We start from the raw sequence: 14,147 nt of genomic DNA on the forward strand, positions 1-14,147 counted from the left end.
GGTCCGCTCCTCCGGTTGTGGTACGAGTTTACGGTACCTGGCTCGTACCGGAAAGTCGTACCGGATATGTGTGGGTGGCGAGGCTCGCGGCGGCCAGGAGGGCCGCGGTCGCGGGGAGGGCGTAGGGGGTCGTGGTGCCCAGGTGGTCGACGGCGGCGCCCGCGGTGGCGGAGCCGGCGGCTATGCCGGTGAGGATGGCGGTGACGGCCAGGGTCATGGACTCGTTGAGGCGGCCCTCGGGGGCCAGGGCGTGGACCTCGGACATGGCGGTGACCATCGTCGGGGCCGTGGCCATGCCCGCCAGCAGCAGCGCGCCGGCCAGCAGGGGGAGCGAGCCGGTGGACGCGGCCGCCCACGGCAGCGTCATCGCCGCCGCCATGGCGAGCAGGCAGCCGCGCAGGCCGCGCGGGCGCAGGGTGCCGTAGAGCAGGCCCGCCGCGCAGGAGCCGGCGGCCTGAAGGGCCAGTACCGGCCCGGAGGCGGCCCCCAGTCCCCGCGCGTCGAGGTGGGCGATCGAGGTGACCTCCATCGAGCCGAACACCGCGCCCAGGCAGAGGAAGAGGGCCAGCAGGGGCAGCAGCGGGCGCAGCGGGGACGGCTGCCGGGTCGCCGGGGCGCCCGAGGGCGGCGGCTCCGTGCCGCGCTGCGCGGTGAAGACCAGCATCCCGGTCAGGAGCAGCAGCGCGCCGGTCAGGGTGCCCGCCTCCGGGAAGACGGCGGTGCACAGGAACGCCGCGAGGACCGGGCCGGCCATGTAGCAGAACTCGTCGGCGGCCTGCTCGAAGGACATCGCGGTGTGGTGCGCGCCGGGGGAGCCGCGCAGCAGCAGGGTCCAGCGGGCCCGGGACATGCCGCCGATGTTGGGGGTCGTCGCGGTCGCCGCGTACGAGGCGAACAGGGTCCACGCGGGGGCGTCCAGGGCCACGCACAGGACGAGCGAGAGCGAGCCGAGGACCGCGATCAGGGTGGCGGGGACGGCGATCCGGGCCTGCCCGTGGCGGTCGACGAGCCGTGCCGTGAGCGGCGCGACGAACGCGGTGGCGGCCAGGCCGGTGGCGGTGACGGCGCCGGCGAGGGCGTACGAGCCGCGCTGCCCGGCGATCATCATGACCGCGCTGATCCCGAACATGCCCATGGGGAGGCGGGCGATGAGGTTCCCGGCGGTGAAGGCGCGGGTGCCGGGGAGGGTGAACAGGCGCCGGTAGGGGCCCTCGGGGGAGCGGCGCGCCGGGCGCCGCGGGGCGGCGAGGACGAGGGTGGAGCCGGTGACCGTCATGAGGCAGGGGGGCGCGGGGGGAGCGGGTGTCGCGGGCATGGATCAAGGTTCCGGCCGGGCCCGCACCGGCGTCCAACACCTGTTCCTTGCGGATTGACCGCCTCCTGTTGTTAGTCTCCGGGCGTGATGTCCCGAGACGTGGAACCCCGGCTGCTGCGCTCCTTCGTGGCCGTGGCGGAGGAACTGCACTTCACCCGGGCCGCCGCCCGGCTGTACGTCGCCCAGCAGGCGCTCAGCAGGGACGTGCGGCGCCTCGAACAGATCCTGGGCGCGGTGCTGTTCGTACGCACCACCCGGGCCGTCGAGCTGACCGCCGACGGGGAGCGGCTGCTGCCGCAGGCCCGGCGGGTGCTGGGGGCCCACGAGGAGCTCGCCGCGGCCTTCTGCGGCCCCCGGGTGCTGCTCGTCGACCTGAACACCGCCGGCCCCAGCAGCGGCCGCACCGTGCTGGAGCGGGCCCGCGAACTCGCCCCGGGGTGCGAGCTGATGGCCCGGTTCGAGAGCGGGCTCACCCACGCGGCCCGGGAGATCGCCGCCGGGCGCCTCGACGTGTCCTTCGGGTACGCCGCCGGGCTGGACCCGGGGCTGCGGGCCCGGCTCGCGTTCGCGCCCGTACGGTACGAACCGCTCGCGGTGCTGCTGCCCGCCGGGCATCCGCTGGCCGGGCTGGAGGAGGTACCGCTGGACGCGCTCGCGGGCGAGACCGTGTACGCCGGGGCGGGGAACCCGCGGACCGTGGAGTGGACGGGGCTGGCCCGCGAACTGTTCGCCGGGCGGGGCATCGCGACGGCGCCGCCCGCGCCCGTGGCCGTGGGCAAGGAGGAGTTCCGCCGGGTGATGGCCAAAACCCGCAATCCGGTGCTGGTGACCGTGGACTTTCCCGACATGCCGGGCAGTGTCAAAAGGCCGCTGGTCGCGCCCGTACCGCTGTCACCCCTGGCGATGGTGTGGCGCAAGGGGTTCACCCATCCCGCTCTGGACGCGCTCACCGAGGCCGCCGCCGGGCTCGCGGCCGAGCGGGGCTGGCTGGAAACACCCCCCGGGAGCTGGTTGCCGGCCGCGCTCACACCCGTGGCCGACCGGGGGTGAGTCCAAGGTTTCCCGCCGGTCACCGGGTGGGGACCGGGGCCGAAACGCGCCGTTCCTAGGATCGTCATCACGAACGCGACAGCAGTGGAGGCGTGTGATGACCGGTACGACCGCACCGCGCAAGGGGGCCCGCTGGATCGAGCGGTGGGATCCCGAAGACCCGGTGTTCTGGAGGGAGTCGGGCGAGCGCACGGCCCGCCGCAACCTCCTGTACTCCGTGCTCTCCGAGCACATCGGGTTCTCGATCTGGTCGCTCTGGTCGGTGATGGTGCTCTTCATGGGCCCCGGGTACGGCATCGACCCCGCCGGGAAGTTCTTCCTCATCGCCACCGCCACCTTCGTCGGCGCCCTGGTGCGGGTCCCCTACACCTTCGCCGTCGCCCGGTTCGGCGGCCGCAACTGGACCGTCGTCAGCGCCCTGCTGCTGCTCGCGCCGACCACGGCCGCGCTGCTGGTCATGGAGCCCGGCACCTCGTACACCACCTTCCTGGCGGTGGCCGCGCTGACCGGCGTGGGCGGCGGCAACTTCGCCTCCTCCATGACGAACATCAACGCCTTCTTCCCGCTGCGCAAGAAGGGCTGGGCGCTCGGCCTCAACGCGGGCGGCGGGAACATCGGCGTGCCCGTGGTGCAGCTCGCCGCGCTGCTGGTCATCGGGACCGCCGGCGCCGGACACCCGCGGCTGCTGCTGGCCGCCTACCTCCCGCTGATCGTGCTCGCGGCGGCCCTGGCCCTCGCCCGCATGGACAACCTGGCGCCCGTGCGCAACGACACCGGCGCCGTCCGCGACGCCGTGCGCGACGCGCACACCTGGATCATGGCGTTCCTGTACATCGGCACCTTCGGGTCCTTCATCGGCTACAGCTTCGCCTTCGGACTGGTCCTCCAGACCCAGTTCGGGCGCACCCCCCTCCAGGCCGCCTCGCTGACCTTCATCGGGCCGCTGCTCGGCTCGCTGATCCGGCCGGTGGGCGGCGCGCTCGCCGACCGGTTCGGCGGGGCGCGGATCACCCTCGCGACGTTCGTGGCGATGGCCGCGGCCACCGGGGTGGTCGTCCTGGCCTCCGTACGGGAATCCCTGCCGGTGTTCCTCGTCGGGTTCGTGGCCCTGTTCGCGCTGAGCGGGCTCGGCAACGGCTCCACGTACAAGATGATCCCCGGGATCTTCCAGGCCAAGGCGCTCGCCCGGGGCATGGACGACGAGGCCGCGGCCGCCTACGGGCGCCGGCTGTCCGGGGCCGCGATGGGGCTGATCGGCGCCGTCGGGGCGCTCGGCGGACTCGGCATCAACCTGGTGTTCCGCGAGGCGTTCCTGAGCTCCGGGACCGGGACGGCCGCCTTCGTGACCTTCCTCGGCTTCTACGGGGCGTGCTGCGCGGTGACCTGGGCGGTATACCTTCGCCGGCCCGCCGCCGTGATCGCCAAGGCTTCCGGGGCGGCGGCGAAACCGCAGCTCACCTCCGTGTAACGGGGGTTAACGGCGCCGAAATGCGACGGAACCGAGGCTGACACGGCCCGTTGGCAGGCTCGGTCCCGGCACCCCGCGACACCGACCCACTGGCAAGGCAGGTCACGATGGACGACCACACGCACACCGGCCCCAGGCTCCGGCCCGCGGCCCCGGCCGGCCCGAACGCCGGCACCGGGAACGGGACCGGACCGCTGGCGGGGTTCACCGTCGGGGTCACCGCCGCCCGCCGCGCCGACGACCTGATCGCCCTGCTGCGCCGGCGCGGCGCCCAGGTGCTGCACGCGCCCGCCCTGCGGATCGTGCCGCTGGCCGACGACACCGAACTCCTCGCCGCGACCAAGGAACTCATCGACAGCCCGCCCTGCGCGGTCGTCGCCACCACCGCCATCGGGTTCCGGGGATGGATCGAGGCCGCCGACGGGTGGGGGATCGGCGAGGAGCTGCTCGGCCGGCTGCGGAAGGCCGAACTGCTGGTGCGCGGGCCGAAGGTGAAGGGGGCCGTACGGGCCGCGGGGCTCGTCGAGGACTGGTCCCCGCAGTCGGAGTCGCTGGGCGAGGTCCTGGACCGGCTGCTCTGCGCCGGGGTCGCCGGGCGGCGCATCGCGCTCCAGCTGCACGGCGAACCGCTGCCCGGGTTCGTGGAGGCGCTGCGCGAGGGCGGCGCCGAGGTGGTCGTCGTCCCCGTGTACCGGTGGATGCCGCCGGAGGACCTCGGGCCGCTGGACCGGCTGCTCGACGCGGTCGCCGCCGGCGCGGTGGACGCCGTCAGCTTCACCTCCGCCCCGGCGGCGGCCTCGCTGCTGGCGCGGGCCGAGGCGCGGGGCGTACGGGAGGCCGTGCTGGCCTCGCTGCGGGGCGACGTGCTCAGCGCCTGCGTCGGGCCGGTCACCGCGCTGCCGCTCCAGGGGCACGGGATCGCCACCGTCCACCCCGAACGGTTCCGGCTGGGCCCGCTGGTGCAGCTGCTCTGCCAGGAGCTGCCCGGAAGGGCCCGGGTGCTGCCGGTGGCCGGGCGGCGGCTGGAGATCCGCGGGCACGCCGTGCTCGTCGACAGCGAGCTGCGGCCGGTGCCGCCCGCCGGGATGGCCCTGCTGCGGGCGCTGGCCCGGCGGCCCGGCTGGGTGGTGGGCCGGGCCGACCTGCTGCGGGCGCTGCCGGGGGCGGGGCGGGACGAACACGCCGTGGAGACGGCGATGGCCCGGCTGCGGGTGGCGCTGGGGACGCCGAAGCTGATCCAGACGGTGGTCAAGCGGGGCTACCGGCTGTCGCTGGACGCGGGCGACTGCGCCGCCGCCCGCTAGCCGTCGACCCGCCGGCGGGTCTGGCGGCGGGTCTGGCGGAGGCGGGGGCGGTTCGTTAGCGTGCTCGGATGATCATCGATGGGGTGGAGATGCGCGGCGTCACCTTCGACGACGCCGCCGGGCTGGCCGACGTACTGCTGCGCAACCGGGCGTACATGGCGCCCTACGAACCGTACCGCTCCGAGGAGTTCTACACCGAGGCGGGCCAGCGCGCCCGGCTGGAGGAGCAGTTCGCCGAGCGGGACGGCGGGCGGCTCCTGCCGTTCGTCCTCGTCGAGGCGGCGACCGGGGAGCCGGTCGGGACGATCAACCTCGGGAGCATCGCCCTCGGGCCGCTCCGCAGCGGCGGCGTCGGCTACTGGGTGGACCAGCAGTGGACCGGCAAGGGGCTCGCGACCGCCGCCCTGGAGGAGGTCTGCCGGATCGCCCGCGACGAGCTCGGCCTGCACCGCGTCGAGGCCGGGACCCTCGTCGACAACACCGCCTCGCAGCGCGTCCTGGCCAAGGCCGGCTTCAGCGAGTACGGGCTCGCGCCCCGCTTCCTCCACATCAACGGCGCCTGGCGCGACCACCGCCTCTTCCAGCGGCTGCTCCACGACGACCCCCCGCCCCGGTAGCCCCTCTCGTCGAAGCGGCGCCCGCCGGGACCCCGCGCGGGGGGTTCCGCAACGCCCGGCCGCCAGGCACTCTGAGGACACCCCCTAGCCAACCGAGGCGGTGACGGGCATGTGGTTCGACGCCGGGCGGATCTGCCTGGACCTGGTGGCCACCTCCGCTCCCCACGAGGGGATCCGGGACACCGACGAGCTGCGGCTGTGGCTCACCGGCGCCGGGCTGGTGCCCGACCGGACGCCGCTGGCCCGGCTCGGACCCGACTGGGTGGAAGCCTTCCGGGCCCTGCGCGACGACGTGGAAACCCTCGTACGGGCGGAAATCGCCGGCCGCGACGCCGACGAGGAAACCCTGGCCCGGGTCAACGCCCCGGCCGCCGCACCACCCCCGGGGCTGTGCGCCGTACGGGACCAACAGGGACACCTCGTACGGGAATTGTGCGGCGGGGTGGAATGCGCCGGGCTGCTCGCGGCCGTCGCCCGGGACGCCGTCGAACTGCTCACCGACCCCGGCGACCGGGCGCTGCTGCGGGCCTGCGAGGGCGACGGCTGCGCCCGCGTCTACCTGGACACCTCGCGCGGGCACCGGCGCCGCTGGTGCTCCAGCGAGCTGTGCGGCAACCGCGAGCGGGTGGCCCGCCACCGGCGCCGGCTGCTGGCGGCGGGGCGGGCGTAGGGGCCGGTGCGGGGGCCGGCGCGGGGGGTGTCGCGACGGTCCGTCGGTGGACCCGGCATGATCGACGCGTGGGACGGTCGCGGAACGGGCGTGCGGCAGGGCCCGCCTTCGCGTACGGTTGACGGTCGCCCACGCACGTCAGAAGGGGGCCTTGGTGGCCGCGCAGAATGCCGCTGTCGACAGCACGGCGGATTCCGTCCGCGATCGGGAGATCGCGGTCGAGCAGACGCACCTGGACCAGGTGTACCGCCGCCTTGAGGAGAAGATCCACGAGGCCGAGTTCCTGATGAACGACGCCGCCAAACGCGGCCAGGTCGGCACGCCCGGCGCGCTCGCCGAACGCGACGCGCAGGTCTTCCGCGCCGGAATCCACCTGAACCGGCTCAACAACGAGTTCGAGGACTTCCTCTTCGGCCGGATCGACCTCGTCCGCGGCAAGGACGGGGAACGCGGCCCCGACGGCGCCCACACCTCCGTCGAGCCCGCCGACGACGCGATCCGCCCCGACCTCACCGCCGACATCGCCGAAACCCTGCACATCGGGCGCATCGGCGTGCTCGACACCGACTACGCGCCGCTCGTCATCGACTGGCGCGCCCCGGCCGCCGCGCCGTTCTACCGCTCGACGCCCAAGGACCCCGGCCGCGTCGTGCGCCGCCGCGTCATCCGCTCCAAGGGCCGCAAGGTCCTCGGAGTCGAGGACGACCTGATGCGCCCCGAGGTCACCGCCACGCTGGACGGCCGGGAGCTGCCCGCCATCGGTGACGGCGCCCTGATGGCCGCGCTCGGGCGGGCCCGTACGCACTCCATGCGGGACATCGTCTCCTCCATCCAGGCCGAGCAGGACCTGGTCATCCGCGCGCCCGCCGCCTCCGTCGCCGAGGTCGCGGGCGGACCCGGCACCGGCAAGACCGCCGTCGCCCTGCACCGCGCCGCCTACCTGCTCTACCAGGACCGCCGCCGCTACTCCGGCGGCATCCTGATCGTCTCCCCGACGCCGCTGCTCGTCGCGTACACCGAGGGCGTCCTGCCCTCCCTCGGTGAGGAGGGCCAGGTAGCCATCCGGGCGCTCGGCTCGCTGGTCGACGGCGCCGAGGCGACCACGTACGACGATCCGGCCGTGGCCCGGATCAAGGGCTCCTCGCGGATGCTGAAGGTGCTCCGCAAGGCCGTACGGGGCGCCCTGGAGCTCGGCAACGCCGCCGGCCCCGCCCCGGACCGGCTGCGCGTGGTCGCCTTCGGGCGGCGCCAGGAGCTGGAGGCCGACGAGCTGAACCGGATCCGGCAGAACGTGCTCGGCGGCACCGCGCCGGTGAACCTGCTGCGCCCGCGCGCCCGCAAGCTGCTGCTCGACGCCCTGTACGCCAAGTCGGGGCAGTCCGGGCGGCACAGTGACCCCGAGCTGGCCGCCGAGCTGCGCTCCGCGTTCGACGAGGACATCTCCACCGAGGACGCCTTCATCGGGTTCCTGAACGCCTGGTGGCCGGAGCTCACCCCACGCGCGGTGCTGGCCGCGATGGCCGACGAGCGGGGGCTCGGCCGCTGGTCGCGCCGGGACCTGAACCCGCGCGAGACGCGGCAGCTGGCGCGCTCGCTGCGCCGGGTGGGCGCGGACGGCAAGGGCCCCCTGTCGGTGCACGACGTGGCGCTGCTGGACGAGCTCCAGCAGCTGCTGGGCGCGCCGGCGCGGCCGAAGCGCAAGCGGGACCTGGACCCGCTGGAGCAGCTCAGCGGGCTGGAGGAGCTGATGCCGACCCGCGAGGAGACCCAGTGGGAGCGGGCCGAGCGGATCGCGGCGGAGCGCACCGAGTACGCGCACGTCATCGTGGACGAGGCACAGGACCTGACGCCGATGCAGTGGCGGATGGTCGGCCGCCGGGGCCGGATGGGCACCTGGACGGTGGTCGGCGACCCGGCGCAGTCCTCCTGGACGGATCCGGGCGAGGCGGCGGCGGCGCGTGACGAGGCCCTGGGGACGCGGCCGCGGCGCCGGTTCACCCTGACGGTGAACTATCGCAACCCGGCGGAGGTCGCGGAGGTCGCCTCCCGGGTGCTGAAGCTGGCGATGCCGGGGATGGAGCCGCCGACGGCGGTGCGCTCCACGGGGCTGCTGCCGCGCTTCACGGCGGTGGCGCAGGAGCTGCGGGACACCGTCCGGGAGGAGACCCGGCGGCTGCTGGCGCAGGTGGACGGCACGGTGGGCGTGGTCGTCGCCATGGACCGGCGCGCGGAGGCCGCGGGCTGGCTCGCGGACCTGGGGGAGCGGGCGGTGGCGCTGGGCAGCCTGGAGGCGAAGGGGCTGGAGTACGACGCCACCGTGGTGGTCTCCCCGGCCGAGATCGCGGACGAGTCCCCGGCCGGTCTGCGGGTCCTGTACGTGGCCCTCACGCGCGCGACGCAGCAGCTGACGGTCGTCTCCGCCGCCGCCGACGCCCCCGGCCCGGACGGCGTCCCGGCGCTGCTCAGGCCGTAGGGATCCGGCCGGGCCGCCGGCGTACCGCCGGATGGCCCGCGGCCGGGGGTGTGGTGAGACGAGGTCAACTGCCCGGAGGGGGATCGCTTCCGGCGATCCTTTGTTAGCCTGGGTGAGGCACCGGCTCGATCCAAGCCCCCGGGCCCAACCTTCGTCGCTTAGAGCGACCACTTGCCGCGAGGCGAGCATGGCGGGTCGGTGTCATCAGGCGTAGCACCAGGTCTGCCCCCTCTGTTCCGACAGAGGGGGCAGACCTGTTTTGCGTGGCCGAACGGGTGGGTGAGGGCTTCCACCACCCGCCCAAATCTCGTATGGTGGAAGTGTCTTTCCGAAATTTGTGGCTGGTTACCTTGTACTGGCTGGTAGGTGGGACGATCGGACAACAGGCCCTGCCACGCCCACGGTGTGACAGGTCCCTGTATGTACAGAAAAACCAGGGACAGAAGAGGAACACGGCCATGGCAACGGCGCCCAGCGTCTCGTACTCGATGACGGTCCGCCTGGAAGTGCCCGCGAGCGGAACCGCGGTCTCCCAGCTCACCACCGCCGTGGAGTCCTCCGGCGGGTCGGTCACCGGCCTCGACGTGACCGCCTCCGGCCACGAAAAGCTCCGCATCGACGTCACGATCGCGGCCACCTCCACGGCGCACGCGGACGAGATCGTCGAGAAGCTGCGCGGCATCGAGGGCGTCAGCCTCGGCAAGGTCTCCGACCGAACCTTCCTGATGCACCTCGGCGGCAAGATCGAGATGGCGTCCAAGCACCCCATCCGCAACCGCGACGACCTCTCGATGATCTACACCCCGGGCGTGGCCCGCGTGTGCATGGCGATCGCCGAGAACCCCGAGGACGCCCGGCGCCTCACCATCAAGCGCAACTCCGTCGCAGTCGTGACGGACGGCTCGGCCGTGCTCGGCCTCGGCAACATCGGCCCGATGGCCGCGCTGCCCGTCATGGAGGGCAAGGCGGCCCTCTTCAAGCGCTTCGCCGGCATCGACGCGTGGCCGATCTGCCTCGACACCCAGGACACCGACGCCATCGTCGAGATCGTCAAGGCGATCGCCCCGGGCTTCGCCGGCATCAACCTGGAGGACATCTCCGCGCCGCGCTGCTTCGAGATCGAGGCCCGCCTGCGCGAGGCCCTCGACATCCCCGTCTTCCACGACGACCAGCACGGCACCGCCATCGTCGTCCTCGCCGCCCTCACCAACGCACTGCGCGTCGTGGGCAAGGCAGTTGAGGACGTCAAGGTCGTCATGTCGGGCGCCGGCGCGGCCGGTACCGCCATCCTGAAGCTGCTCCTCGCGGCCGGCGTGAAGAACGCCGTCAGCGCCGACATCCACGGCGTCGTGCACGCCGGCCGCCCCGACCTCGTCGACGCGGCCGCCGACTCCCCGCTGCGCTGGATCGCCGACAACACCAACCCCGAGGGCTACACGGGGACCTTGAAGGAGGCCGTGGTCGGCGCCGACGTGTTCATCGGCGTCTCCGCCCCCAACGTGCTGTCCGGCGAGGACGTCGCCGCCATGGCGGAGGGCGCGATCGTGTTCGCGCTCGCGAACCCGGACCCCGAGGTGGACCCGGCCGTCGCCCGTCAGACCGCCGCCGTCGTGGCCACCGGCCGCTCCGACTTCCCGAACCAGATCAACAACGTGCTGGTCTTCCCGGGTGTCTTCCGCGGCCTGCTGGACGCCCAGTCCCGCACCGTGAACACCGAGATGATGCTGGCCGCCGCCAGCGCGCTCGCGGACGTCGTCGGCGAGGACGAGCTCAACGCGAACTACATCATCCCGTCCGTCTTCAACGACAAGGTCGCGGGCGCCGTCGCCGGTGCCGTCCGCAAGGCCGCCACCTCCGCCTAGGACCCGTACGCCCGGGCGGCCGTGACGATGTGTGACGATTACGGCCGTCACGGCCGCCGCGACGGCGACTGTGACGGCCCCCACGTGCCTTCTCCGGCGCGTCGCGAGATGCGGGCCCCCGGGGCCCCCTCTAGGGTTGCGGGGATGCCCGCGTGGCCCGCGGTCCGCATCCACCGGAACCCTTGGTGCGGACGGAGCGTCACCGCGGCGTGACTGTGGCGCTTTTCGTGTGACCCTGGCGGGTGCCGGATTGGCTTTCCCGCCGCTGGTGGGGGCAGGATGCGTAACCGGGCGAGAGGGTCTGACGTCAGACCCGGGTCCGGGGACTGTCCGAGGGCCCTGGCAGCATCGGCTTCGATCTCACGCCTCTAAGGCAAGTTGAACACGGGAGTACAACATGAACCGCAGTGAGCTGGTGGCCGCTCTGTCCGAGCGCGCCGAGGTGACCCGCAAGGACGCCGACGCCGTTCTGGCCGCCCTCGCCGAGACCATCGGTGAGGTCGTCGCCAAGGGCGACGAGAAGGTCACCATCCCCGGCTTCCTGACCTTCGAGCGCACCCACCGTGCCGCTCGCACCGCGCGCAACCCGCAGACCGGCGACCCCATCCAGATCCCGGCCGGCTTCAGCGTGAAGGTCTCCGCGGGCTCCAAGCTCAAGGAAGCCGCCAAGGGCAAGTAGTCCCGCCGCGTAACACGCAGCGGAACACAGCAAGGGCGGCCACCCGGTGGGGTGGCCGCCCTTCTGGCGTCCCCGGGGCCCCTGGTGGGGGCCCCGGGGCACGCGGGGTCAGACGAGGTCGCCGCCCGGCAGCTCGACCTTCGCGCCCAGCTCCACGAGCTTCTCCATGAAGTTCTCGTAGCCGCGGTTGATCAGGTCGATGCCGTGGACGCGCGAGGTGCCCTCGGCCGCCAGCGCCGCGATCAGGTACGAGAACCCGCCGCGCAGGTCGGGGATGACCAGGTCGGCGCCCTGCAGCTTCGTCGGGCCGGAGACGACCGCCGAGTGCAGGAAGTTGCGCTGGCCGAACCGGCACGCCGAGCCGCCCAGGCACTCCCGGTACAGCTGGATGTGCGCACCCATCTGGTTGAGCGCGGAGGTGAAGCCGAGCCGCGACTCGTAGACCGTCTCGTGGACGATCGACAGGCCCGTGGCCTGCGTCAGGGCCACGACCAGCGGCTGCTGCCAGTCGGTCTGGAAACCGGGGTGTACGTCCGTCTCCAGGGCGATCGCGTTGAGCGGGCCGCCCGGGTGCCAGAAGCGGATGCCCTCGTCGTCGATCTCGAACGCGCCGCCGACGCGGCGGTACGTGTTCAGGAAGGTCATCATCGAGCGCTGCTGCGCGCCGCGCACGTAGATGTTGCCGCCGGTCGCCAGCGCCGCGGAAGCCCAGGACGCGGCCTCCAGGCGGTCCGGGAGCGCCTTGTGGTTGTACCCGCCGAGACGGTCCACGCCGGTGATCCGGATGGTCCGGTCGGTGTCGAGGGAGATGATGGCGCCCATCTTCTGCAGTACGCAGATGAGGTCCTCGATCTCCGGCTCCACCGCGGCGTTGCTGAGCTCGGTCACGCCCTCGGCCAGGACGGCCGTCAGGAGCACCTGCTCGGTCGAGCCGACGGACGGGTACGGCAGGCGGATCTTGCAGCCGCGCAGCCGCTGCGGTGCCTCCAGGTACTGACCGCCCTCGCGCTTCTCGATGGTCGCGCCGAACTGGCGGAGCACGTCGAAGTGGAAGTCGATCGGCCGGCCGCCGATGTCGCAACCGCCGAGGCCCGGGATGAAGGCGTGGCCGAGGCGGTGCAGCAGCGGGCCGCAGAACAGGATCGGAATCCGGGAGGAACCCGCGTGGGCGTCGATGTCGGCGACGTTCGCGCTCTCGACGTGGGTCGGGTCGAGCACCAGCTCGCCCGGCTCCTCGCCGGGGCGCACGGTGACGCCGTGCAGCTGGAGCAGACCGCGCACGACCCGCACGTCGCGGATGTCGGGAACGTTGCGCAGCCGGCTGGGTCCGCTGCCGAGCAGAGCGGCGACCATGGCCTTCGGCACGAGGTTCTTCGCACCGCGGACACGGATCTCGCCCTCAAGCGGGGTACCGCCATGGACAAGCAGTACGTCGTCTCTGTCTGTGCCGGTCATGAATCTCGCGTTCCGGAGAGGGGCTCCCCCGGCGAAGCCAGAGGAGGGTGGGCAGGGGGCCAGGGAAAAGGGTAAGGGGCGCAACCCCCCTATCCGTAAGGCCAACGCGCCCGTATGAATGTCATGAATGAGACACAACACCCTGAGTGCCCGCCAGGTGGCGGAGCGTCGCGTTCCGCCCGGCTCGCGGGCGCGCGCTCCCGTCTGCTGCCGTGCGCCCTGAGCTGCGGACGATTGGATCTCGTCGCCCGCTCCCCCTCACGGGCGAATGTGCGAGATCATGTCGGCATGACCGAGGTGTCCTCCCTCACAGGGCGGCTGCTCGTGGCCACCCCCGCCCTCGCGGACCCGAATTTCGACCGCGCGGTGGTGCTCCTGCTCGACCACGACGAGCAGGGCTCCCTCGGCGTGGTCCTCAACAGGCCGACCCCCGTGGGCGTCGGCGACGTCCTGCTGCCGTGGGCCGCGCTGGCCGGCGACCCGGGCGTGGTCTTCCAGGGCGGCCCGGTGGCCCTGGACTCGGCCCTCGGCATCGCCGTCATCCCGGGCGAGGAGGGCCCGCTCGGCTGGCGCCGGGTGCACGGCGCGATCGGCCTCGTCGACCTGGAGGCCCCGCCGGAACTCCTGGCGGCGGCCCTGGGCTCGCTGCGGATCTTCGCCGGCTACTCCGGATGGGGCCCCGGCCAGCTGGAGGACGAGCTGGGCGACGGCGCCTGGTACGTGGTGGAGTCGGAGCCCGGGGACATCTCCTTCCCCGACCCCGAACGCCTCTGGCGGGCCGTCCTGCGCCGCCAGCGCAGCGAGCTCGCGATGGTCGCGACCTATCCGGACGACCCGTCGCTGAACTGACCCCGGCGGGGGTCGGTACCCTGGGTTTTATGAGCACTCTTGAGCCCGAGCGCGGGACTGGTACGGGGACCCTCGTCGAGCCGACGCCGCAGGTGTCCCACGGCGACGGCGACCACGAGCGCTTCGCCCACTACGTCCAGAAGGACAAGATCATGGAGAGCGCGCTCGGGGGCACCCCCGTCGTCGCGCTCTGCGGCAAGGTGTGGGTCCCGGGCCGGGACCCGAAGAAGTACCCCGTCTGCCCCATGTGCAAGGAGATCTACGAATCCATGGGCGCCGGCGGCGACAAGGACAAGGGCGGCAAGGACCAGTAGCCGGTCCTCCGGCCCGGCTTCGCGGGACCACCAGGGCCCCCGGGGCGCGCATCGGCGCGCCCCGGGGGCCCTGCGCGTACACGGGGGCCCG

Annotated in this window: 12 protein-coding genes; 10 read left to right on the forward strand and 2 right to left on the reverse strand. The window is 73.3% G+C overall.

The annotated features are described in order from the left end of the window. Positions 1-28: 28 nt before the first annotated feature. Positions 29-1,315 carry an MFS transporter gene (locus IE248_RS18925; protein WP_190031238.1) on the reverse strand — a complete coding sequence of 429 codons (1,287 nt, stop codon included), beginning with the start codon at positions 1,313-1,315 and terminating at the stop codon, positions 29-31. Positions 1,316-1,402: 87 nt separating this feature from the next. Between IE248_RS18925 and IE248_RS18930 the strand changes: the two genes are divergently transcribed. The 8 genes from IE248_RS18930 to IE248_RS18965 all read left to right on the forward strand — a co-directional run bounded on the left by IE248_RS18930 (position 1,403) and on the right by IE248_RS18965 (position 11,438). Continuing rightward, the gene (locus IE248_RS18930; protein ID WP_073797458.1) at positions 1,403-2,365 is read left to right on the forward strand and encodes a LysR family transcriptional regulator; all 963 of its coding nucleotides are present in this window, start codon (positions 1,403-1,405) and stop codon (positions 2,363-2,365) included. A 97-nt stretch (positions 2,366-2,462) separates the two neighbouring features. After that, on the forward strand, positions 2,463-3,833 hold the full coding sequence (locus IE248_RS18935) for an MFS transporter (RefSeq protein WP_190031239.1): 1,371 nt from the start codon (positions 2,463-2,465) through the stop codon (positions 3,831-3,833). 107 nt (positions 3,834-3,940) lie between these two features. Then, positions 3,941-5,137, forward strand: a complete 1,197-nt coding sequence (locus IE248_RS18940; RefSeq protein ID WP_190031240.1) for a uroporphyrinogen-III synthase — start codon at positions 3,941-3,943, stop codon at positions 5,135-5,137. Positions 5,138-5,205: 68 nt separating this feature from the next. Then, complete coding sequence (locus IE248_RS18945; RefSeq protein WP_124288866.1) at positions 5,206-5,754, forward strand: GNAT family N-acetyltransferase; 549 nt, start codon at positions 5,206-5,208, stop codon at positions 5,752-5,754. A 109-nt stretch (positions 5,755-5,863) separates the two neighbouring features. Beyond that, a complete protein-coding gene (locus IE248_RS18950; protein ID WP_037795029.1) occupies positions 5,864-6,424 on the forward strand; it encodes a CGNR zinc finger domain-containing protein in 561 nt (186 codons plus the stop codon). A gap of 154 nt (positions 6,425-6,578) precedes the next feature. Next, positions 6,579-8,897 carry a HelD family protein gene (locus IE248_RS18955; protein WP_190031241.1) on the forward strand — a complete coding sequence of 773 codons (2,319 nt, stop codon included), beginning with the start codon at positions 6,579-6,581 and terminating at the stop codon, positions 8,895-8,897. Positions 8,898-9,355: 458 nt separating this feature from the next. Next, on the forward strand, positions 9,356-10,759 hold the full coding sequence (locus IE248_RS18960) for an NAD-dependent malic enzyme (RefSeq protein WP_008743456.1): 1,404 nt from the start codon (positions 9,356-9,358) through the stop codon (positions 10,757-10,759). 397 nt (positions 10,760-11,156) lie between these two features. Then, positions 11,157-11,438, forward strand: coding sequence for an HU family DNA-binding protein (locus tag IE248_RS18965; protein WP_008743457.1), 282 nt, complete (start codon positions 11,157-11,159; stop codon positions 11,436-11,438). 108 nt (positions 11,439-11,546) lie between these two features. Here IE248_RS18965 and murA read toward each other — a convergent pair whose 3' ends face one another. Beyond that, on the reverse strand, positions 11,547-12,893 hold the full coding sequence (gene murA / locus IE248_RS18970) for a UDP-N-acetylglucosamine 1-carboxyvinyltransferase (protein WP_008743458.1): 1,347 nt from the start codon (positions 12,891-12,893) through the stop codon (positions 11,547-11,549). Between the two features lie 288 nt (positions 12,894-13,181). Between murA and IE248_RS18975 the strand changes: the two genes are divergently transcribed. Both IE248_RS18975 and IE248_RS18980 read left to right on the forward strand, forming a co-directional pair. Beyond that, a complete protein-coding gene (locus tag IE248_RS18975) occupies positions 13,182-13,742 on the forward strand; it encodes a YqgE/AlgH family protein (RefSeq protein ID WP_037795031.1) in 561 nt (186 codons plus the stop codon). A 29-nt stretch (positions 13,743-13,771) separates the two neighbouring features. Then, a complete protein-coding gene (locus IE248_RS18980) occupies positions 13,772-14,056 on the forward strand; it encodes a DUF3039 domain-containing protein (RefSeq protein WP_037797664.1) in 285 nt (94 codons plus the stop codon). Positions 14,057-14,147 lie beyond the last annotated feature (91 nt).

This window comes from Streptomyces goshikiensis (assembly GCF_014650555.1).
Lineage (GTDB): Bacteria > Actinomycetota > Actinomycetes > Streptomycetales > Streptomycetaceae > Streptomyces > Streptomyces goshikiensis.